General features: G+C 69.4%; 13 protein-coding genes and 2 pseudogenes. 6 read left to right on the top strand and 9 right to left on the bottom strand.

The window, feature by feature from the left end; genetic code table 11:
- Window positions 1-27: 27 nt before the first annotated feature.
- Entirely contained in the window at window positions 28-2,706 is a 2,679-nt protein-coding gene (locus tag AVL59_RS22190) for a LuxR C-terminal-related transcriptional regulator (protein WP_067307194.1), read from the top strand.
- A gap of 60 nt (window positions 2,707-2,766) precedes the next feature.
- Here AVL59_RS22190 and AVL59_RS22185 read toward each other — a convergent pair whose 3' ends face one another.
- The 3 genes from AVL59_RS22185 to AVL59_RS52370 all read right to left on the bottom strand — a co-directional run bounded on the left by AVL59_RS22185 (window position 2,767) and on the right by AVL59_RS52370 (window position 6,500).
- Window positions 2,767-4,029, bottom strand: coding sequence for a glycosyltransferase (locus AVL59_RS22185; RefSeq protein WP_067307192.1), 1,263 nt, complete (start codon window positions 4,027-4,029; stop codon window positions 2,767-2,769).
- A 1,216-nt stretch (window positions 4,030-5,245) separates the two neighbouring features.
- Entirely contained in the window at window positions 5,246-5,689 is a 444-nt protein-coding gene (locus tag AVL59_RS22180; RefSeq protein WP_067307189.1) for a transposase, read from the bottom strand.
- Between the two features lie 592 nt (window positions 5,690-6,281).
- Entirely contained in the window at window positions 6,282-6,500 is a 219-nt protein-coding gene (locus AVL59_RS52370) for a hypothetical protein (protein WP_159400003.1), read from the bottom strand.
- A gap of 124 nt (window positions 6,501-6,624) precedes the next feature.
- Here AVL59_RS52370 and AVL59_RS55905 point away from each other — a divergent pair, with 124 nt between their 5' ends.
- Both AVL59_RS55905 and AVL59_RS22170 read left to right on the top strand, forming a co-directional pair.
- Window positions 6,625-9,453: an ATP-binding protein gene (locus AVL59_RS55905; protein WP_079146876.1), complete on the top strand. Its 2,829-nt coding sequence runs from the start codon at window positions 6,625-6,627 to the stop codon at window positions 9,451-9,453.
- A gap of 274 nt (window positions 9,454-9,727) precedes the next feature.
- Window positions 9,728-10,930 carry an IS110 family RNA-guided transposase gene (locus AVL59_RS22170; RefSeq protein WP_443732255.1) on the top strand — a complete coding sequence of 401 codons (1,203 nt, stop codon included), beginning with the start codon at window positions 9,728-9,730 and terminating at the stop codon, window positions 10,928-10,930.
- Between the two features lie 50 nt (window positions 10,931-10,980).
- Here the strand turns inward: AVL59_RS22170 and AVL59_RS48830 are convergent.
- From AVL59_RS48830 to AVL59_RS56530, 5 genes and pseudogenes are all read right to left on the bottom strand, one after another.
- Window positions 10,981-11,413: pseudogene (locus AVL59_RS48830) on the bottom strand (transposase); the annotation flags it as partial.
- 816 nt (window positions 11,414-12,229) lie between these two features.
- Entirely contained in the window at window positions 12,230-12,466 is a 237-nt protein-coding gene (locus AVL59_RS50695; RefSeq protein ID WP_067307178.1) for a hypothetical protein, read from the bottom strand.
- Window positions 12,467-12,967: 501 nt separating this feature from the next.
- Window positions 12,968-15,787 carry a helix-turn-helix transcriptional regulator gene (locus tag AVL59_RS55900; protein WP_079146874.1) on the bottom strand — a complete coding sequence of 940 codons (2,820 nt, stop codon included), beginning with the start codon at window positions 15,785-15,787 and terminating at the stop codon, window positions 12,968-12,970.
- Window positions 15,788-16,704: 917 nt separating this feature from the next.
- On the bottom strand, window positions 16,705-16,899 hold the full coding sequence (locus AVL59_RS52365) for a hypothetical protein (RefSeq protein ID WP_159400002.1): 195 nt from the start codon (window positions 16,897-16,899) through the stop codon (window positions 16,705-16,707).
- Window positions 16,900-17,187: 288 nt separating this feature from the next.
- Window positions 17,188-17,352: pseudogene (locus tag AVL59_RS56530) on the bottom strand (transposase); the annotation flags it as partial.
- Window positions 17,353-17,667: 315 nt separating this feature from the next.
- Here AVL59_RS56530 and AVL59_RS22145 point away from each other — a divergent pair.
- On the top strand, window positions 17,668-19,803 hold the full coding sequence (locus AVL59_RS22145; protein ID WP_079146873.1) for a GDSL-type esterase/lipase family protein: 2,136 nt from the start codon (window positions 17,668-17,670) through the stop codon (window positions 19,801-19,803).
- 161 nt (window positions 19,804-19,964) lie between these two features.
- Here AVL59_RS22145 and AVL59_RS22140 read toward each other — a convergent pair whose 3' ends face one another.
- Entirely contained in the window at window positions 19,965-20,402 is a 438-nt protein-coding gene (locus AVL59_RS22140; RefSeq protein WP_159400001.1) for a hypothetical protein, read from the bottom strand.
- A 532-nt stretch (window positions 20,403-20,934) separates the two neighbouring features.
- Between AVL59_RS22140 and AVL59_RS22135 the strand changes: the two genes are divergently transcribed.
- Window positions 20,935-21,921: an alpha/beta hydrolase gene (locus AVL59_RS22135; protein WP_067307163.1), complete on the top strand. Its 987-nt coding sequence runs from the start codon at window positions 20,935-20,937 to the stop codon at window positions 21,919-21,921.
- Window positions 21,914-23,113, top strand: a complete 1,200-nt coding sequence (locus tag AVL59_RS22130) for an acyltransferase family protein (protein ID WP_067307160.1) — start codon at window positions 21,914-21,916, stop codon at window positions 23,111-23,113. Before AVL59_RS22135 ends, AVL59_RS22130 begins: the two co-directional genes overlap by 8 nt.
- Window positions 23,114-23,153: the final 40 nt, after the last annotated feature.

Here is a 23,153-nt window from a genome sequence, read left to right as displayed (position 1 = left end):
GTGACAGGCAGAACCGAAGGAGGACCAGTGGGCCGCAGGCCGGCACCCGGAATCCTCGGACTGCGGGGCGAATTCGAGGAACTGCGCGGCCATCTGGTGCGAGCGCTCCTCTCGGAGCCGTCGGTGATCACCGTCGGCACAGAACCGGGCGTCGCCAGGACGAGGCCGTTCGACGCGGCCATCGACATCGCCGCCGACATCGGATACCGGGTGGGGACCGGGCGAGGCCGCCCACCGATTCGGGACCGCGCCTTCGGCGTCCTGCACCAGATGCTTGACGAGTTGCTGGCACCCGGCGGCCCCTGGGCGGCCTCCCAGGCCCGTACGGTCATGAAGGAACGGCCGGCCGACGAGATGTTCCCCGTGTTCGACCAGTTGCTGGCACGTCTGGCGGCACACGAACCCGTACTGCTGGCCCTCGACGACGCTGACCTGTGCGACACCGCGTCACTGCGCTACCTGGCCCACGCGATGCGGCGCGTCCACGGCAAGCCGGTGGTCCTCGTGCTGGCACATGAGGAGACGGAACCGGCCGTCATGGACGCGTCCCTGCGGGAGTTGACGGCCACGGCGCACCGCATCCCCGCGCCGGGCCGCTCCTCACCGGACACGGCCGCCTTCCTCTCCCGGACCGCGGGCCCCCAGGCCCCCGACGCCGCCACCCGGGACGGACTCACCCCCGCACCGGCCGACATCGACGAGTGGCTCGGTGCCCGGCTCAGCCGCCATCCCGCCTCGACGACCCTGGCGCAGGCGATCGCGGTCCTCGGCGACGACGCCGACTTCGGCCGCGCGGCGGCCCTGGCCCGGCTCGACCTCGATGACGCCTCCGCCAGGCTCGACCGCCTCATCCTGCTCGGGCTGATGGACCAGACGCCCCCGCTGCGCTTCCGGCACCATGTCCTGCGTGCCGCCGTCCTCGACGCCGTACCCATGGGCGCGCGCATCGCCTGGCACACCCGCGCCGCCGAACTGCTCCACGAGGCGGGCGAGCCCGACGAGACGGTGGCCGCGCATCTGCTGCGCGCCGACGTCGTCCGGATCGGCTGGGCCGCGACCACGCTGCGATCCGCCGCCCGACAGGCGATGGGACGCGGTCAGCCGGAGCGGGCCGTGCCCCTGCTGCGCCGGGCCCTGACAGCCCGCGCGACACCGGCTCAGCGCGCGGCCGTGCTCCGCGAACTCGGCACCGCCGAACTGGCCTTCGACCACTGCGCGGGAATCGCCACGCTGCGGGCCGCCCTGGAGAACGCACCGGACGCCGACGAAGCAGCCCACACCGCGCTCATCCTGGTGCCCGCGCTGCTCTCGGCCGAGTCCGACGAGGAAGCGACCACCGTCGCGGACCAGGTCGCCGCATGGGTGGCCGAGGCGGACCCTGACACCGCCTGGCACCTGGGCGGCCTGGCCTACCAGGGAGCGCTCGGCCGGCTCGGCACCGTCTCCGGCGCCGCCGCCCGGTCCGTGACCCTGTTCGCCGATACGCCGCAGGACCCTCGTCTGCGCCGGGCCCGGCTGGCCTACCTCGCCCATCACCACAGTTGGCGTGGCCTGGACCGCCCGAACGTCGTACGGCACGCCACGGAATCACTGCGCGACCCGCGCCCGGGAATGGCCCAGAGCCCGTACCACCTCGCCCTGCTGTCCCTGCTGTACGCCGACGCACTCGGGAACGCCGACGCGGCCCTGCGCCAGCTGGAGACGAACGCCGTGGGCAAGGGGTCCCACTGCGACCGGGCCGCCGTGATGCTCCTGCGCGGCGTCGCCTTGCGGATGTCCGGGAACCTTGACACCGCGCTGAACCGCTTCCGTACGGCATACAGCCTCCTCGACGCCTGGAGCGCGGGGAACCCGACCCGCGAGAGCATATGGTGCCTGGCACGAACGGCCGAGACGCTCGTCGAGCAGGGAGGCACCGAGGAGGCCAACGAACTTCTGGCACAGCGCGGCCTGTTGGGAGAACTTCCCGACCAGGTGCACTACAACTGGGTCCTCTTCGCACGCGGTCGCATCCACATGGCTCTCGGTGATCACGAAGGCGCCCTGAGGGACCTCCTCGAATGTGGATACAGCCTCACGGAGTGGGGCATGGACAACCCGGCCGTGCTGCCATGGCGATCGCAGGCCGCGTCTTCCTGTCTCGCCCTCGGTGACCGCCGCCGGGCACGCGAGCTGGCCGAGCAGGAGCTGGCCGCCGCACTGCGCTGGGGAACGCCCCGCGCAGCGGGAACCGCACGGGCAGCCCTGGGACGGGCGAGCACCGGCCCGGAGGCGACCAAGCAGCTGACCGACGCGGTGGCCGTCCTACGGGAGTCGCCAGCACGTCTGGAGCTGGCACACGCGCAGTACGCCCTGGGCGTGGCGTGCCGCGGCCAAGGACAATTGAACGAGGCCCGCGAGCACCTGGTGACGGCCGAGACCCTGGCCCAGCGATGCGGCGCCGGACCACTGGCCGTCCGCGCGGCCAAAGAGCTGGCAGGGATCAACCCGCCATCCGGCTCGGACGCACCCTGGGGCCCATTGACCCGCCAACAGCGACGCGTCGCCGAACTCGCCGCACAGCACCTGAGCAACAGACAGATCGCCGTACAACTGGACATCACCGTGCGGTGCGTAGAATTCCATCTGTCCGCCGCATACCGCAAGTTGGGCATCTCAGGACGCCATGAACTACGCAGAGTACTCGCCATCAGCGCGGGCGGTTAGGCACCGCCCGACCAGGTCCGTGACCGGCCCGTGCGCCGATGGGCGGCGCCCACTCCACCGTCAGCGCCGCAGGCCCGTCAACCACCCCTCCAGCACATCGGCCGCACGCTCCGCGCCGCGTTCAGCGGCCACCCGCTCCTGAAGGGCACGGGCCCGTTCCCGCATGGGTCCGTCGACATCGGCCGCACGGCCCACCGCCTCGGCCAGATTCTCGGCCGACAACTGCAGGATCGACCGGGGCGATGTGCCGACACCCAGCGCGTGCAGGCGCTCTCCCCAAAAGGGCTGGTCGAAGAAGAACGGGGTCGTGACCTGGGGCACGCCGGCACGCAGAGCCGCCGCGACGGTGCCCGCACCACCGTGGTGGACCACTGCGGCCATGCGAGGGAAGAGCCACTGGTGCGGGGCCCCGCCGATGACATGGAACTCGTCGTCCGAAGGCTCGGCGTCGGGGTCACCGAGCAGCACGCCACGCAGTCCCGCCCGGCGCAGAGCGTCCCGTACCACCTCTCCGGTACCCCGCTGATCCTTCAAAACCATGCTGCCGAAGCCCACGAAGACCGGCGGCGGCCCCACGGCCAGGAACTCCTCCAGGTCCGGTGGCGGCGTCCACGAGGCAGGCGTCCCGGTGAACCAGTACCCCGTGACATGCACGAAAGACGGCCAGTCAACAGGCCGCGGAACGACGGACGGGCTGAACCCACACAACAGCGGGTGCCCGGCGCGCCTCAGCTGCGCGGAGGGCGCGCGCAACGGCGGCCGCGGCCCGGCAGCAGCCCGCCGGGCCAGAGCCGCACGGACACAGAGCCACATCACGCTCTCCACCGCGCTATGACTCCACCGGTTGCCCCAGCCGCCAAGTGAACGCCGCTGGGAGAGCTGAATGGTGGGGAAGGCCCGGGTCGGATATGTCGGCTGGAGCCCGCCATAGGCGAACGGGGTGGACGGCGGCACGATCGCAGGCCGGAACATCATCCCGAGCAGAGAGCACACCACCGCGTCGGCCGCCACGCACTCCCCCGCCGCACCGGCGACGACTTCGTCGACATAGGACGCCGCCAACGGCTCCAGCCGCCGGGCCAGACGCAGCGGGTTGCGTTCCGCGCCGAGCCACTGCTGTCCGTCTTCGCTCTTCAGGACCTGCTCCACGTCCACATCAATCGGTATGTGGTCCAGCCCGGACTGACGCACCAGTTCCGCGTAGCACCGCCCGGTGGCGATGCCCACCCGGTGTCCACGCTCCTTGAGCACCCGGCCGACCGCCAGATAAGGCTGAGTGTCACCGCGGGAACCAAGTGCAAGGAAGATGATTCGGTAGCTCATACTGCCGGACGCTAAACAAAGCCGCCAGCACAACGCATCAATATCGCCAGGCTATTGGCACGACTGCCACCAATCGGCTAACATCCCCGGCCCCACCACACCACCCACACCATCTCAAGTACTCCCGAAACATTCCCAATGCAGAGCAACGAGCACCGACGAGACCACACCCCGACCCAACTTCTCTGCTGCGATCACCCGCTCAGTTCAGCCATACAGAGACCACCACGAGTCCGAACAAACAGCGAGCGACGCAACAAATTGGCGCGCTCTCGTATCTACGGGCGACAACGGACGCCCTGTTCACACGATGACACCGCCCGATGCTTGTCAAAATTGAGACAGCCAGCGGGCGTCAAAGAAGCGCCCGAATCCCAGGTGGACCGTGATTCAGGACTGATTCCCGATCAAACCGAACAAAGAGAGAAATCCTGTCCAGGCGCATGCACATCGTCAACCTGTCGGTCGCCGCCACCGGACTCGTGGGCGCCGCGGCGATCGCCGCGGCCGCACCGGCGCAGGCAGCCGCGAAGCCCCCGGGAATCGAGGTCCCCACACTGCCGAGACCGGCAGCCCGATACAGGCGGACTCCGTGCTCCGCGTCGCGCATTTCCAGGACAGGGTGACGGCCGTGCACGTGGGCTCTGACGATGTCAACATGAACGGTTCCGTCAGGGAGATGGGCATCACACCTCGTCGGCGACCGGACACCTGACCTCCGGAGACCAGACCGACATCACCGCCGTGGAAATCGACGAGCGTTATGCCGCCAAGGCCGTTGTCGTTCCGTAGCCAGTTGAGCCGAGGCTCACCGGGCCGCGAAACACTTCATCCCGCCCGACATCCCCCCGGCGGGGCGAAGACATATACAGCCACAAAGAGTTCCACCGTCACACGCCCGCCCACCCCGAGGCCAAAGAACCACGACACGTCCATGCTCTGCAGCCCCGGTAACGGGATCAATCAGGCCAGCTCCACGCGCCCCGCCACACAGCGCTTCCGTGAACCGCCAGGTTCACGACAGCTTCCCGGTTCCCACCCATGACATGCCACCCAAGAGATCCGACTCGAAAATGGCCGCACGAGGGCACAGCCGATTACCCCGAGCATCGAGACAGACACCCTTGGCACACACCACAGCAGCGGCCACATCACCGAGGACACCCTCCAACCAGACCCCGCCATGCGCCGTGACACCCCAACAACTCCAGCCCACTCACACACCGTTCCCAGGAACCACGCCACTCCAGCTTGCCAGAGCGGCCGCGGTGGAGAAGCGTGTCATGTCGGCGCCCGTCTCGGCGATCACGGCCTGTGCAAGGCGGGTTGAGACGCCGGGAATGGTGACCAGGAGATCGCACTGCCGGCGTAAGGGCGCGGTCTCGGCATCAATGCGCCGATCGAACGCAGCGATCTGCGCGTCGATGGAATCGATGTGATCCAAGGCCTGGGACGTCAAGAAGACATGGTGGTCTTCGAAGCGGCCGGTCAGGGCCTCGTGGAGATCCGTCATCTTCGAGCGCGCCTTCCCGACGGCCACATCGGCCGGCACTACCGGGTCACGCTCACCGGCGATGAGTGCTTCGATCATGGCGCAGGAAGACATACTCAGCGTCTTGGCCAGCACGAGCGAGGTCTTGATGCCCGCGTCCTCGAGCACCTTCTCCAGCCGGTTCAGCGCGCGGGAACGCTCTCGGACCAGGCTGGTGCGTTGCCGGGTGAGGTCACGGAGCCGTCGAATGCGCGGGGGTGGCACGAAGGACGGGGAGACCAACCCTGCCCTTGCCGGAAATCTCGTCCGCGCGGGTCAAGCGGCATGTCGGTACTCGTGGAGGACGCCGCCGAGCTTGTCATGTCTTCGTACGTCGAGGCCGACGATGCGAGCCGGATCGGTGATCGGCGTGGGCAGCGGGTGGAGATGTGTGCCAGAACCTCCAACTCGTGAACAAAGCCACGCATTGGCAGGACCGTGGCAGCCGTGCACACCCTCTTGACCTGCCAACACTCAGGATGAAAGAGGTTCACTGACCTTGAATGCGTGAGGTCGTCATCGTGGAGTGGGGACGAGGCCAGTTCCGGTGAAGCAGCCGTCAAGGACGTCGTGGCGGTGCTGTAGCTGGCGTAAGCCCCACCGGACAGCGGTGATCACGTCCTGTGGGGCGCTGAACGCGCAGTTGGCCAAAGTGGTGCGCCGCAGCACTGACTAGACGCCCTCGAGGGCAGGGATACACGCAGCGAAGACGGCACGGAGATCACCTCACCAGCCGGGCGAAGCCGTCGCTGTGCCAGGGGGTGACGTCGACGCGGGTGGTGTCCAGCGCTGCGGCGCGCCGGTGGCGCACCGCGTCACTGGTGGCAGCAGCGGCGCAGGCCCGGACGGCGGCCAGAGGCGCTGTGCCGCTGTGCCGGGCCTGCCTTCTCCCGGTCAGCCCCCACCGTCCCGTCGTGTTGCTGCCGCAGAACGTGGCCAACAGCGCGACGGCGGTGCACTTGCTCTGTGGCCGCCGGTCGCCCGCGGCCCGGCCCCGTGTGCCGGCCTGTGCTGCGCCGTCGCAGGCAGCGCGTCACGCTGTCTGTGATGGGATACTCCGGTGTATGAGGACGAGCGTCGCAGGCGGTCCTGGTGCGTCAGCGCCGGTGGGCCGTGAGGACGAGGTGTGCACGGTCGTTCAGGCTGCTCGCCGGGCTGTGGCCGGGCAGGGCGGCGTCGTCTTCGTCACGGGCGAGGCCGGTATCGGCAAGACCACGCTGGTCCACGCCGTGCTGGCACGTCTGCGGAGCCTACAGATGCAGGTGTACAGCGGCACCGCGGACATGCTGGAGGCCCGCTGGCCGTTCAGTGCGATCAGTGACTGTCTTCAGGTGTACCGCCGCAGCCCCGACCCCGAGCGTGCACGCCTTGCGGTTCAGATCCACCCCGAGATAGACGGCACGGGGCAGCCGGCACCCGGCGATGACATCGGGCTGGTCCAGCAGGTGATCGCGCTGGTGGAGGACGACTGTGAACAGTCCCCGCTCGCGCTGGTGCTCGATGATGCGCAGTGGGCGGATCCGCAGAGCGTGATGTGTCTGCAGCGTATCGGGCGGCTGGCCCGGCAGCTGCCGCTGCTGGTTATGGTGGCGATCCGCTCCGGGCCGAGCACCCCCCAGCTGCAGCACCTGATGGCGACCTGGCAGCAGCGAGGCGCCATCATCATCGCCCTGGGTCCGTTGGAGCAGCCGCAGGTGGAGGAGCTCCTGACAAACCTGGCCGGGGCTTCGGCCGGCCCGCACCTGCGCCGCCTGGCCGCCGACGCCGCCGGCAACCCTTTCTACCTCACCGCGCTGGTCGAGGCCCTGACCGCCGCCAAGGCGCTGTCGGTGGACGGCAGTCAGGCGGAAACCACGCATACCGGCGGCCCGCACTCCCTGCACGAGGTCATCACCCAGCGGCTCAGGTTCCTTCCCGGCCAGGTGGTGGAGGCTCTGCGGGCAGCCGCCCTGCTCGGCAGCCGGTTCTCGGTCAGCGAGCTGGCCGCCGCGACCGGCACACCCCCGCACGAGCTGGTGGCCTGTCTGGAACAGGCCGAGCAGGCCGGGGTTTTGACCGAGGCCCACGATCAGCTGGCCTTCCGGCACGACCTGGTCCGCCAGGCGCTGGAGCAGACGATGAGCGTCTCGGCCCGCCAGGCGATGCACACCCGGCTCGGTCTGGCACTGGCCGGTGCCGGGTACCCGGCCGAGCGGGTCGCCGACCAGCTGCGGCGCTCGCCGACCGCGCCCGGCCACGCCGGGCTGGACTGGCTGGACGGCGCCGCCGGCCATCTGGCCGCCCGCAACCGCAAGACCGCGCTGGAGCTGTTCGAGCGGATTCTGCCCACCACCGACCCGGCCGATGCGCGGGTGCAGCGTCTTTATGTGCTGTGGGCCGAGACCCTGCTCGCCCAGGGCCGCGCCGACCAGTGTCACAAGGTCGCCACCTGGTCCCTGGAGCGTTGCCAGGACCCCGCGCTGCGCACCCGCCTGCGCTGGACCCTCCTCCGCCACGCCAACGCTGACGAAGAGGTGCGCGGCGAGCCGACCGTCCTGCGCCTGGCCCAGCAGGCCGCCGACCACCCCGACGCCACCCCTGCCGAGCGCCTGCGATTCCTGGCGATCCGCGCGCTGTGCCTCTGTAACGACCTGGGCGAGCACGCGCGTGCCGCGCAGCTGGCGGAGCAGGTGCGCGGCCAGGCCGCCGAGCTCGGCGAGCAAACCGCCCTGTCACAAGCCCTGGCAACCCTCGCCCTGATTGAACTGTGCAGGAACCAGCCCAGCAGCGCGCTGGCACTGCTGGAGGAGATACCGCACGGCCGGCGCGTGCGCGTCGCCGACACCTATCGGGCCCACGCCCTGCTGGAACTGGGCAGGCTGCCAGAAGCGGTCGCCGCCGCGCGCCAGTCGTCCGCCTGGCCGGCCGAACCCGAATCCGCAGCCGACATGCTCTGGCGGCACCTGTATGCGGCCTACGTGCAGTTCGTCGGCGGCTGGTGGGACGACGCCCGTGCCGAGGTCGAGGCGGGCCAGGAACTGCCCGACTACGCTGGCGCCCACCGGGGTCTGCACGGTGTGGGAGCGCTGATCTCGCTGCACCGCGACGACCCGGCCACCGCAGAAGCGCACCTGGACTTTTCCCCCCTGCGCGATCCCTACGTCACCGCTGATGCGTTCACCGGCTCCATGCTCCGCTGGGCGCACGCGGTCCACGCCCAGCACTGCGGCCGCACGCGGCAGGCGCTTGAGCTGTTCGAACAGCTGTGCCGCCACGACGCCCCCGACAACACGGCACTGTGGCTAGCCATCCCGGCCCCCGAAGCCGTCCGCCTGGCCCTCGACGTCGGGGAACACGATCGTGCTCTGGATATCCAGGCCCTGGTACTGGAACAGGCCAAGCAGGCAGAGCCCGGCCTGCTCGAGCCCGCCGTGCTCGCCTGCCAGGGCCTGCTGGAACAGGACGCCGACGCCCTGCACACCGCCGCCGGCCTGTGCGAAGCGCTTCACCGACCCCTCACCCAGGCGCGCTGCCTCGAGGACGCTGCCGCCGTCCTGACCCGACGTGGCCACCGCGACGACGCCTGCCGACAGCTGCGCCAGGCCGCCACCGGCTACCAGCAGCTCGAGGCCGCCTGGGACCTGGCCCGCGTCAACGCCGCGCTGCGCACCCTCGGGGTCCGGCAGGGGGTACGCGGCCCGCGCGGCCGGCCCAGCCACGGATGGGAGGCGCTGACCGCGACCGAACGCAAGGTCGCCGACCTTATCGCCCAGGGCCTGTCCAACCCCCACATCGCCGAACGCCTGTTCATCTCCCGGCGCACCGTGCAGACCCACGTCTCCCACATCCTGGCCAAACTCGGCATGAACTCCCGCGTCGAAGTCGCCGCCCTCGCCGCCCAGCACACGAAGTAGCCCTCCCCTCGCGCCGGGACCACAGAGCCGCCCCCCCCATTACCGTCTTCGTGGCCCCGCAACGGGGTTACCGGCCTTCGGAGTTGGCATGACTGCCTCCCCTTGTCGAGTGCATGGCCTGGGGGGTGGTGTCACCAGCTCCGGAGGCACTGACAGACCGCTGATTAGGGGCATGACCACCGGCCTTTCCCCAGGTCGGGAGGCTCTTCGTAATGTGGATGTGGCGATCAGTGCCGTGGCAGGGCCGGACGAGTACGACCGGAGGACACTGCACGTGATCGACACCCGCGACATCGACGTCTACCTCGGCCTGGACGTGGGCAAGGGCGAACACCACGCCACCGCCGTCACCCCGGCCGGCAAGAAAGCCTTCGACAAGCGGCTGCCCAACAGCGAGCCCAAACTCCGTGAGGTCTTCGCGAAACTGCAGGCCAAGCACGGCACCGTCCTCGTGGTCGTCGACCAGCCGGCCACGATCGGGGCCCTGCCGCTGGCCGTCGCCCGCGACATGGGCTGCCAGGTCGCCTATCTGCCCGGCCTCACGATGCGGCGGATAGCCGACCTCTACCCCGGCGAGGCCAAGACCGACGCCCGCGACGCATTCATCATCGCGGACGCAGCCCGCGCCATGCCGCACACCTTGCGCTCGCTCGACCTGGACGACGCCACCGTCGCCGAGCTGGAGATGATCGTCGGCTTCGACGACGACCTCGCCGCCGAAGCCACCCGACTGTCCAACCGGCTCCGCGGCCTGTTCACCCAGGTCCACCCTCACCTCGAACGCGTCCTGGGCCCGCGCATGCAGCACCCCGCCGTGCTGAAACTGCTCAGCCAGTTCGGCTCCCCAGCCCAGATCCGCAAGGCCGGACGCCGAAGGCTGATCACCCTGATCCGCCCCAAGGCTCCCAGGATGACGGAACGGCTGATCGACGAGGTCTTCACCGCACTCGACGAACAGACGGTCATCGTCCCGGGCACGGACGCAGCCGCGCTGATCGTCCCCAGCCTGGCCGACTCGCTCCAAGCAGTCCTCGACCAGCGCAAACTCCTCGCTCACCGGATCGAGGAACTCCTGGAGGCCCACCCTCTTTCCCAGGTCCTGATGTCCATGCCCGGCATCGGCATCAGGACCGGAGCCCGCATCCTCATCGACGTCGGCGACGGCACCAACTTCCCGTCCGCCGCCCACTTGGCCGCCTACGCCGGCCTCGCCCCGGCAACGAGAAGCTCGGGCTCCTCGATCCGCGGCGAACAGCCCTCCCGCCGGGGAAACAAGCAGCTCAAGCGGGCTTTCTTCCTCTCCGCCTTCGCTGCCCTGGCCGACCCGACCTCCCGCACCTACTACGACAAGAAGATCGCCCAGGGAAAGCACCACACCCAAGCCCTCCTCTGCCTCGCCAGACGTCGGGCCGACGTGCTCTTCGCCATGCTCCGCGACGGCACCTTCTACCAACCCCCAACCCCGATCACCCCTTGACCAAAGTCATAGGGGCACCCCCCCAGCGAGCGATTCGCCCTTCAGAGGTCCTAACAAAGGCGTCGGACGTGTCGGTGGGTGATCAGGCAGGTGGCGAGGCCGAGGAAGGCTTCGTGGATGTCGTCGCGTCGTTCCCAGCGGATCCGCAGGCGGCGGAATCCGTGCAGCCAGGTGATCGTGCGCTCGACCACCCAGCGGAAGACGCCGAGGCCGGAGCCGTGGGGTTCGCCCCTTTCGGCGATGACCGGGCGGATACCGCGCCGCCACACCAGTCGGCGGTACTTGTCGTGGTCGTAGCCGCGGTCTGCGAGGAGCGCATCCGGTCGGCGTCTGGGCCGGCCGACGGCGTCGGCAACGCGGGGACCTTGTCGAGCAGGGGCAGGAGCTGGGTGACGTCGTCGCGGTTTCCGCCGGTCGGCGACATCCGTGTGCTGGTGCAGATCGCGCGTCGGGCTTCAGCAGGGCGCGGTGGCGTGGTCCTGGTCACGGGTGAAGCCGGCATCGGCAAGACCACGCTGGTGCGGGCTGTGGTACCGGAACTGGAGGCTCCAAGATGACGCCAAGCGGCCGCCACCGTACTATGGCGGTGAGCACAGCGGCATCGGACTTCGGTCGCGAGCAGCGTCAAGAGCGGCCGTCCCGCGGCAGGAGTGTCGTAGTCGAACGGCGGACTACTGCGACGCACGAGGTCCCCGTCGCCCCATCCGGGCAGCAGGCTCCCTCTGGCGCGGCGACGGCATGGACATCCGATACATCCCCTGGCCGACTACGGCCTCACCGTAAGCTTCGAAGCCGACCGGGCAAGGGACCAGTGCCAGCTTCACCAACTCATTCGCCCCTAGCTGAGGGCTCAGGGCAGCGGCACCGCATAGGAAGTGCCATCAATCTGTCCAGCAGCAATGCCACGTGATGTCACCGTCCGATGTCATCAGACACCACCAAGAAATTCCCACTCACTGCAGGTTAGGGTTCTCGTATGCGGGAACTGATACTGGCTCAGTAATGGCATCTCCGCAGTGACCCCACAATGGCTCTTCACACGGGTGCCGCACTCTGCGGGCCGCTGCGGTGGGGTTGGCTCCGCCTCCCATCCTCTCCACCGCCGCGGAGCAAAACATCGCCACCTGGCACAGATACACGCTGGCACCCGGCACACCACCCACCGGGTGCACCCGGTACACCGCCCAGGGTGTGCTGCACCCGGGGCCCGGCACACTCCACGCGGCACCGGCGCGGCTCGCGCATGGCTGCTGCGCCCGCTGCTGCCCCAGGCTGTACGCCGCACCGCAGGCGGCCCGGTCAGCAGACCAGCTGCGAGAAGCCGTCGCCGCGCCAGCGGGCGACGTCGACACCGGCGGTATCCAGCAGGGCCCCGCGCCGACGGCGTGCAGCCTGGTCGGTGGCGGCCGCGGACAGCGCCAGATCGCGGGCCTGCCAGTGCCGGTCCGCATGGACGACCAAGGTCTGGCTGCCACACACCGTCGTCCCGGCGGCGACCGTACGAATGGTGGGGATGGTGACAATCCACGGATACATATCCGATGCCTGCCTATCGTCTCGGTGAAGGAAGCTGCCGGACGACCACGCGCCCGGCCGGAAGACCGGCCGGCTCCTGGCCGCCTTACGCAGCCCGACCTGGCATCCACCATCGCCGTCCCGGCCCGGAACAACATCCGCCACCTGGCGTACAAACTCACCCTCCCCGCAGCAGCCGACAGGGCAATCCCCACACCTAGGCCGTCCGTGCAATCGTTGCCGATAACACCCGGGCGGCTTGGGTGGCATCCACCCGTCCGGCCTCCCCAGGCCCTGCAGTGTGGCCTGCCAGGGCGGTCGCGGACGCAGCAAGCAGGCCGCGCCTTGCGGGGTGGCATGCCAGCCCTGCCCGGTTCCGGGCCACCCGCACGGGCACGGTGAGCAGCGCGTACGGCGCACCTGCGGGGACCGGCGGGCCTTGTTCCCGGCACGAGGTGCGGCCCGTGCGGCTGAGGGGCGCCCGGGTGGGGCCAACTCTGTGGCGTCCGCGCCGGGGTACGGCTACTGGCCGGTGTGCTGGGCGGCGAGGGCGGCGACTTCGACGCGGGAGTTCATGCCGAGTTTGGCCAGGATGTGGGAGACGTGGGTCTGCACGGTGCGCCGGGAGATGAACAGGCGTTCGGCGATGTGGGGGTTGGACAGGCCCTGGGCGATAAGGTCGGCGACCTTGCGTTCGGTCGCGGTCAGCGCCTCCCATCCGTGGCTGGGCCGGCCGCGCGGGCCGCGTACCCCCTGCCGGACCCCGAGGGTGCGCAGCGCGGCGTTGACGCGGGCCAGGTCCCAGGCGGCCTCGAGCTGCTGGTAGCCGGTGGCGGCGTGGCGCAGCTGTCGGCAGGCGTCGTCGCGGTGGCCACGTCGGGTCAGGACGGCGGCAGCGTCCTCGAGGCAGCGCGCCTGGTCCCAGGGCCGGCTGAGTGCCTCACAGTGGCCGGCGGCGGCGCGCAGTGCGTCTACGTCCTGTTCCAGCAGGCCCTGGCAGGCGAGCACGGTGGCTTCGAGCAGGCCTGGCTCCGTCTGTCCGGCCTGTTCCAGCACCAGCGCCTGGATGCTCAGGGCGCGATCGCGCTCCCCGGCCTCAAGGGCCAGGCGGACGGCTTCGGGGGCCGGGCCTGCCAGCCACAGCGGCCAGAGGCTGCGGGCATCGTTGTGGCACAGATGCTCGAACAGCTGAAGTGCCCGCTCGGTGCAGCCGTGGTACTGGGCATGGACCGCGTGTGCCCAGCGGGCCAGGGAGCCGGTGAACCTATCGGCGGGGCGATAAGGATCGCGGACGGGAGCGGACTCCAGGTAGGTCCCGGCGGCTGCATTGTCGCGGTGCAGCGCGATCAGCGCTCCCACACCGTGCAGCCCCCGGTGCGCGTCTGCGTGCTCGGGCAGTTCTTGGCCCGCCTCGACCTCGGCGCGAGCGTCGTCCCACCAGCCGCCGACGAACTGTACGTACGCCGCAGCCAAGTGCCGCCAGAGCACGTCACCCGCGCATTCGGGTTCAGCCAGCCAGACAGACCGCTGGCGCACGGCTGCGACCGCTTCTGGCAGCCGGCCCAGCTCCACCAGGGCGCCAGCCCGGAAGGTGTCGGCGAAACGCCAGCCGTGCGGTATCTGCTCCAGCAGCGCCAGCACGCTGCTGGGCCGGTTCCTGCACAGTTCGGTCAGAGCGAGGGCTTCCGAGGCTTGCAACAGGACGGTTTGCTCGCCGAGCTCGGCGGCCTGGCAGCGCACCTGCTCGGCCAGCTGTGCGGCCTGCTCGAATTCGCCCAGCTCGCGGCAGAGGAGCAGCGCGCGGAACGTCAGGAACTGCAGCCGCTGCGCGGGGGTGGTGTCGGGGTGGTCGGCGGCCTGCTCGGCCAGGCGCAGGCCGACCCCTGCCTTGGCTAGCTCCTCATCGGCGGCGGCGTGGCGGGCCAGGGTCCACCGCAGGCGGGTGCGCAGCCCGGGGTCCTGGCAGTGGCCCAAAGCCCAGCCGGCGACCTTGTGGCACTGGTCGGTGCGGCCCTGGGCGAACAGGGTCTCGGCCCACAAGACATTCAGGCGCTGCACCCGCGCATCGGCCGGGTCGGTGGTGGGCAGAATCCGCTCGAACAGCTCCAGCGCGGTGTCGCGGTTGCGGACGACCAGATGGCCGGCGGCGCCGTCCAGCCAGTCCAGCCCGGCGTGGCCGGGCGCGGTCGGCGAGCGCCGCAGCTGGTCGGCGACCCGCTCGGCCGGGTACCCGGCCGCGGCCAGCGCCAGACCGAGCCGGGTGTGCATCGCCTGGCGGGCCGAGACACTCATCGTCTCCTCCAGCGCCTGGCGGACCAGGTCGTGCCGGAAGGCCAGCTGATCGTGGGCCTCGGTCAAAACCCCGGCCTGCTCGGCCTGTTCCAGACAGGCCACCAGCTCGTGCGGGGGTGTGCCGGTCGCGGCGGCCAGCTCGCTGACCGAGAACCGGCTGCCGAGCAGCGCCGCGGCCCGCAAAGCCTCCACCACCTGGCCGGGAAGAAACCTGAGCCGCTGCGTGATCGCCTCGTGCAGGGAGTGCGGGCCGCTGGCCAGGGTGGTCTCTGCCTGGCTGCCGTCCACCGACAGCGCCTTGGCGGCGGTCAGGGCCTCGACCAGCGCGGTGAGGTAGAAGGGGTTGCCGGCGGCGTCGGCGGCCAGGCGGCGCAGGCCCGGGCCGGCCGAAGCCCCGGCCAGATTCGCCAGCAGCTCCTCCACCTGCGGCTCCTCCAACGGCTCCAGGGCGATGAGGGTGGCGCCACGCTTATGCCAGCTTTCAAGCAGGACGTCGAGCTGGGGTGTGCCCGGCCCGGAGCGGATCGCCCCCAGCATCAGCAGCGGCAGCTGCCGGGCCAGCCGCCCGATACGCTGCAGACACATCACGCTCTGCGGATCCGCCCACTGCGCATCATCGAGCACCAACGCAAGCGAGCCCTGTTCACAGGCCTCTTCTACCAGCGCGATGACCTGCTGGACCAGCGCGACGTCGTCTCCGGCGGCCCCCGGCTGACTGCCCGGTTCGGGGTGGATCTGCCCAGCCAGGCGCGCCCGGCGAGGATCCGGGCTGCGGCGGTGCACCTGAAGACAATCACTGATCGCGCTGAACGGCCAGCGGGCCTCCCCCACGTCCGCGGTACCGCTGTACACCTGCATGTCCAGCCCCCGCAGCTGCGCCAGCACGGCCTGGACCAGTGTGGTCTTGCCGATGCCGGCCTCGCCCGTGACCAGGACGACCCCGCCCTGCCCCGCCGCGGCCCGCCGGGCGGCCTGAACGACCGTGCGTACCTCGTCCTCGCGGCCCACGGGCGCCAGCACACCAAGGCCGTCCGCGGCGTTCATCGCCATAGTGCCAACTATGGCATCGCAGGCAGTGGGATGCGCGTTCCATCGACGCCCGCAGCCCGGCCGACGGGCCCAAGGCCGGTGCAATGGCCGACCGGCTCACCCAGCAACGAACAGCCGTGACGGCCCGCTGGCACCGCCGCTCACCTCGTGCAGCAGCGGCGGGGCAGAAAGGGGCCTGTCGGCACAGGGCCCGGGGACGCTGCCCGGGCCCTGCCAGCGGCGTCGATGAACCTACTGGCAGGTCTTTCTGCCAGGTGGCGGCTTCTCCGGCCGCACACCCGCCAGAGCCGGAGAAGGCCAAGGCCGGCGGCCCCGCCAGTGCCCACTTCCCCGCCCACCGTCATAGCAAGGCACCGAACTCATGGATCACCGGACCATCACCATCCCCACCGGCCGCAACGTCGAGCTGAGCGTGATCCAGTCCAGCGAACCCGCCGATGCCGGGGCGAGCCCTTCTGTGGGCGCCCTAAGGTCTTGGGCGTGCTGGCCGGTGGCCCGTCAGAGAACTCCGTGGGAGTCCTTATCCCAGCGACGACGCTGGGCGAGCGATATCCACCTTGCCCATCCGCGATGCTGTGGGACTGCGACCGCAGCATCCGGAGGCATGTCCGAAGGACCCGCGGGGACAGGGGCCTTGGCGCGTCGCAGAAGCCCTGCCACGAAAGGAAGTTCACCCAGAGGCACGCAGATGACGGCCTTCGCCTGCAGGTACTGCTCACCCCTCCACCAACCCAACAGCCGCACGGGGAGCTCTGCTTGGAGTTACCCATCGAGCCGGGCCACGCCCTTGTAGACACTCATACAGGCGGGACACACACGCAGACGGCCGACGACTGCCACGTCCATGGAAGACTCAGGCCACATGGACAGGCGCCCGATGACATCCCAGCACTCCCGGCGCCCCTGGCCGTTCCAGATCACCGGGATCCCGCAGCGCCCCAGTCCCGGACGTCCGGCGAGAGGGTTTCGCGTTCCTGGTGCCAGCGCACGATTGCGGTCATACGGACGTTCCCCAGCACGTGCAGGCGCAGGCAGCCGGGATAACGGCGCCCGCCGAGGGACTCGCCGGCCAGCACCTGTGGCAATTGAGCGACTATCAGATCTCGGCTCATCCCCCGCACTCGCCAACCAGCCCGACGCCTCACACAACATCCGCATACGGCCAGCTACGCCACGCACCGATCGCGGCCAGAAGACCAGACGCGAGCGCTGCCGGCCAAGGCTGTCGGGCACACCAGGTGCCAGCCGGAGCAAAGTTGCTCCACGAACGTGACGACGGATTCCAAGACCAACCGCACCAGGCTCATGACCGTTGATCCGCGGCACAAGACGATGCCTCGACATCCTGACCACTGCCTCAGCGCCGGGAAACTCTGCTCGCACAGGTGCTGGACAGCGCCCTTGCGGACCCACGTCGGCAGCGTCTCACCAGTGATCCCGAACTCCGCGGCCACCGCCGCGTACGTGCGCTTGCCACCGGCGGCTCGTTACAACGCGACGGCGTCCCTCCGAAACTCCTCCGGATACGGAGACTGGCCACCCGGACATCCCTTCCTGACCTCCAAGAACCGTTGTCGGGGCGTGCCCCCTCCAAAGGACCAGCATCAGAGAGCAGGACGGCATCGAAATGAGTATGCGGCCCTCCCGGCAATCAACCGGCGACCAGATACCGCACGCGCCGCGGGCGGGCCCGACTGGACAGATATCCCGTTTATCGCGTCTGACGATAGCCCGATCCCACGTATCACCCCTTGAGCCATAGACACGAAAATTACTCCTCTCCCCCATTCGCCACACACCACTTACAGGACAGATTCTCCGGAGTCGTATTAGGTTCGACCTCGGCGGAGACACCAGGCTCGAGGAGAGGGCACAGGAGCATGGCAGTGTTGGGCATGTCGGTGCAGCCTCGAAGAAATTCCCTGACCGTCTTGCTGCTCCTCACCATGGCGGCAATCCTCTTTCAGGCAGCCTTTATCCCGCCTACAGCTCAGGCCCAGACAGACCGGCACCGGGCCGGAACGTTCAATATGCAAGGCGCTCCGGACCGCTGGCAGCAGGGTGTTTACGTAGCGGCCAAGCAGGTCGAAGTGCTCGCCCTGCAGGAAGTCCCGGACGCGGCACCACCGGACGCGGAGCTGGCGGCCGGTGCATACGTGGCCGCGCGGACGCCACTGGCCCACGGCTTCACCGTCGATCGCTACCGCTGGGTGAACTGCCGCCCGCCCGTGGCCGGCCAGCCACAGCGGAAGCCCTGCATCATCTACAAGGTGAGGTCGCTCACACGCAAGAACCGTTCCCTGGCCATCGTCGTCAACCAACCGACTGATTCGGTGAGAGCAGTGCAGGTTATCCCCCCTCAGCCGGTGGTTCCCGGCGGTCCGGTGGACAGTTCCGCCAAGCCCGCCCTTGGCATCAAGCTCACTGACGGGACCTGGTTCTATTCCCTCCATGCACAGAACAGACCAAGCCGCACCAATCAGCGAAACGATGCCCCCAACCTAATCAGCAAGATTTCATCCGTTTCGGAGGATCACTGGGCGGTTATGGGCGACTTCAACCGCACACCCGACTCGCTGGAACCAATTATTTCCTCGGATTACCCGGACACGAAGATCGTCCGATCGGGACACTTCACCTATCCGGTGAAAGGCCCCAAGGACGAGTTCGACTACATGGTCGCCAGGGGACTGGCTGACAATCAGTACGCCGGATTCCGTCTGACATATTTGGACGCCTCCGACCACTTCCCCATCGGTTTCTGGGCCAGCCCTGCTTCCGGCGGGCACGACTTCCCCTGCGACCCCATCGACGAGATCCTGCGGGCCAGCCGGGAGGGCTGTGTACCGTCCAGGAACCCGGCCATCGTGTCGATGGGTGACAGTTACATCTCCGGTGAAGCCGGGCGGTGGGCGGGCAACGCCGATACCGGGGCGCAGGGCTCGGCGTGGGGAACGGACCGCGCTGCTGCCAACTGCTCCAGGGGCGAGGCAACGTGCGACCACGACCTCGACACGGTCTACGGCCCTACCTCCTATGCCACGGGCGGGAACCAGTGTGACCGCTCCGACCTCGCCCCGATCACCGGCACCGACTATCCCCAGGTCCCCCCATGGCGACGCTTCAACCTCGCCTGTTCCGGAGCCACGACGCACGAGATCACCCACTCGTACACCGAGAAGGACGAGGACGCACAGGCCGACCAGCTCGCGTACATCGCAAAGAAGTACCAGGTCAAGATGATCGTGGTGTCGATCGGCGGCAACGACCTCGGGTTCAAGGACATCATCACCGACTGCACCGAGCGGTTCATGAAAAGGCCGTTCCACGGCTACTGCAAGAACGCAGCAGCCTGGTCGAACATGAGCAGCAGACTCGACGCGGTCGGAGAAAAGGTGACCCAGGCCCTCAAGGACATCCAGAGCACGATGGAACGGGCCGGCTACCAAAGCGGCGACTACCGCCTGCTGGTGCAGAGCAACCCTGCTTCGCTGCCTCCCAGCGCCGACTACCGGTACAACGAGTCACGCTTTACGAGATACACCGCCGGGGGCTGCCCGTTCTACGACGAGGACACGGACTGGGCTCGGCAGACCATCGTAGGCGGCATGAGCAGCAAGATCAGGGCAGCCGCAAACACAGTAAACGCCAAATTCCTCGACCTCAGCGATGCGTTCGCCGGCCATGAACTGTGCAACAAGACCTCCCACCAGGCCACCACTGCCAACTCTCTGCGGAATCCGCTGCCGTCCCAGGATGCGGAGTGGATCCGATGGGTTCCCTACCTTCCCGGCTACGACTTCCTGAACAAGGCGCCTCAAGGAGACATCCGGGAGGCAATTCACCCGAACTCCTTCGGCCAGCAGGCGCTCGCCACATGCCTGACCCAGGTCAGCAGACGGCCCGACCTGCTCAACAACACAGCCACCAGGTTCAAATGCGTGAACGACGGCCGAAACGGCACGCACGGCATGCGAGTCACAGGAAACGGATACCTCCAGCCCGACTCCTACTGAACCTCTTCCGCCCTGTCAGGGCCGGGTGAAATGAGCTGGCCAGGTTGGGGTGACGTGGCAAAGCCCCTCGTCGTTGCCGGTGTGATGATCTCCGCCCACCGAACCGTCCGAGACGATCAAAGCCGTGCCCAGCGAGCCGGCCACGGCGCAGCAGGGCGACCTCACCAGTGCAGGGTGCGGTCGACGACGGCGAGCGCTGATTCGGCCAGGGCGCGGCGGCGGATCCACGCGTACGGGCGACTGCGGCTCACCGTCACGGTGAACTCGTCCGGCAGCGGCCGGCCGTCGAGGCGGAGGGGTTCGGCGGCCTGCCAGCCCAGCGCGTCGAGCCGCCGGTCGAGATCGAGGTTCCCGTGATCGCCGTACGCATCGAGGTGGAGGACGTGGCGTTCGCCCTCCCGGCCACCGACGGTCACGGCCCATTGGCCGCCGCGGTGCGCGACCCGGATCAGTGTCGCCGGCACCTTCTCGGCCTGTGATGCCGGTGGCGCTGGTTGCGCCCGATCCGGATAGCGGAAGGCGTCGGCATACGCGCGGCCGTTGCTCTCCCTCCTCCGATGGGCAGACTTCTTGCGGCGGTTACCGCCCTTGCGGGTCACATCTTCCCCGTCTCCCGGCCGAAACCACGCCTTCAGCCACAGGGACAGGACGTACACCCGACGGAGGGCGAGCCCGCGCACCCCGGGTAGGGGCCGAGGGGGTCCCAGCGATGACGCGCAGACCCGGGTCCGGTCCCGCTGCAGCAGTACCTGGCATGAGCCGCTGCGATGCGGGACGTGGGTGACAATTCCGCGGCGCTGCGTCGCCGTGACGTGGTGGGCGACCGTCGAGGCGCTCAGCCCTGCCGCTGCCGCGGTCTCCCCCGTAGGGGCAGTGGATACGGAAGTCGTCAGCCAGCCTCGGATGGCCCGCACGATCCGCCATGGGCGCCTGTCTTATCCAGGTGATCGTTTCGGGGTTTCTCCGCGCGATGGCGGATGTCTGCCTGCGGTGGCCCGGGGGACGGTGGAGGCGGCTCAAGGAGATCGACCGCGACCTATCAGGTGCCGGCATCCCAAGTGGCCGCAGGTCCGGTAGCAACGGGGGCTCCTGCGGCCGGCACGCACCATACGCCTACAGAAAAGGACCCCTATGAGGTTCGGAGCTGCCCGGCTGCGCCGCGGCCTGCTTGCCATGCTCGTCACTGCCGCAGTGGCCGCCCCGCTGTCCGCAGCGGCGCGGACCGGTACCCCGGCACCCGCCCCGCCACATCTGCCCGCCGTCGCCGCGCACACGCTCGACATCCGCTATGCGGCCAACCGCGACTACATCGCCGAGGCGGCAAGGGTGGCCGAGCGCTACGGCGACAGCGGCCGGGCTCACCGGCTGGAGGCGATGGCCGTATCCGGACGGCACTTCCTGACCTTCGACGGCCGGGGCAGCGGCCGGGCCGTGGAGGTCCTGGGCAGCCTGGCGGCTGCTGAGCGCATTGTGGTGGTGGTCCCCGGCTCCGACACGACGATCGACACCTACGACGCCCACGGTTCCAAGCCCTACTCCTCGGCTCTTGGCGGCGGCGCCAGCTCGCTCTACGGCCAGTTGCACCGCCAGGACCCGAACGCACACGTGGCCGTGGTCGCCTGGCTCGGCTACGACGCCCCGCAGATACCCAGCACCGACGTGCTGACCACCGCACGGGCCGAGGACGGTGCACGTGCGCTACGCGGCTTCGTGCACGCCCTGCAGCGCGTCAACCGCGAGGCGAAGGTTTCTGTGCTGTGCCACTCCTACGGCTCGGTGGTGTGCGGTCGTGCGGCCGGCGGGCTGGCCGCCACCGACATCGCCGTGTTCGGCAGCCCAGGGCTCGGGGTCGGGCGGGCCGCGGACCTCGGCACTCGGGCTCGGGTGTGGGCCGGGCGCGGCGCCGGTGACTGGATCTCGGACGTGCCTCATGTGCGCCTGGGTCTGCTGGGGACGACGGTCGGCTTCGGCGCCGACCCGGCCGAGGCCGGTTTCGGTGCCCGCACATTCGCCGCGGGCGGTGGCGGGCACGGCGACTACCTCAAACCCGGTTCCGTGGCCCTGCGCAATCTCGCGCTGATCGCTGCCGGCCGTGGCTCGGAGGCTTCCCATGGCTGATCTGAATCTGCGGGCGCTTGCCCGAGGCGCGCGCCGCATCGATGCGGCCACCCCGGCCAGCCGGGACCGCGCCGTGGATGCTCTGCGCGCCCTGGCCATCGCGGGCGTCGTCTTCGGCCACTGGCTGGTCACCGCCATCAAGGACGCGGGGCACGGGCGGCTGCTGGGCGCGAGCCCGCTGCAGCACATGCCCTGGCTTACCCCCGTCTCCTGGCTGTTGCAGACCCTCGCGGTCTTCTTCTTGGTCGGCGGACACGTCGGCGCGAAGAGCTGGGCAGCGGCGAGCGCGGCAGGCACCGGGTACGGGCAGTGGCTGGGCAAGCGGCTCTCCCGGCTGTTCGGGCCGGTCGTGGTGGTGTTGGTGGTGTGGGCGGTGGCGGCCGGCTGCATGCTGGCCTCCGGCGTCGCGTTGCAGAGCGTGCGCACCCTGCTGACGCTGGTGCTGTCGCCGCTGTGGTTCCTGCTGGTCCTCACCCTGATCACGGCGGTGACCCCGCTGGTGGCCAGGCTCCATCCGTTGTGGCCGCTCGCCGTCGTGGCCGTCGTCGACCTGGTCCGTTTCGGCTTCGGAGGCCCGGCCTGGCTCGGCTGGGCCAACGTCGCCGTCGGCTGGCTGGTCCCGTACTGCCTCGGCGCGGCCTGGGGCCGGGGTGCCCTCGATCAGCGCCGCCACGGGCTCGGCCTGTTCATCGGGGGCGCGGTGGCCACCGCCGCACTCGTGCTGTGGGGCGGCTACCCGGCCAGCATGGTGGGCGTGCCGGGCGCGCCGATATCCAACCTCAACCCGCCGACGCTGGCTGCCGTCACCTTCGGCTCGGCCCAGTGCGGGTTGGCTCTGCTGGTGCGCGAGCCGCTGCGTCGGGCGATGCGACGCCCCGTGCTGTGGGCGGCGGTGGCGCTGGTGAACCTGTCGGCGATGACGGTGTTCTTGTGGCACCAGACCGCGATGCTCGCGGTGACCATCACCGGCGTGCCCTTCGGCCCGCTCCATGGGCTGCACACCGCACCGGACAGCCCGGGCTGGGTGCTGGCTCGTATCTGCTGGCTGCCTGTCTTCGCCGCCGCGCTGGCTGTGTGCTGGGGCGCCTTCCACACGCTGGATCGGGGGCACCCCGCCGAGCGGCACAGCCGGGCAGTCGACGAGAGGTACCGCCGGACATCACCACGGACGGTGGCGTCGGAGCCTGTCTAAGGTTGATGAGGGTGAACGGGCCGACCATGCACGGTCCAGG

It is taken from the genome of Streptomyces griseochromogenes (genome assembly GCF_001542625.1).
GTDB lineage: Bacteria > Actinomycetota > Actinomycetes > Streptomycetales > Streptomycetaceae > Streptomyces > Streptomyces griseochromogenes.
Note: the sequence above shows the minus strand (reverse complement) of the source record. Positions and strands in the feature narration are given on the sequence as shown.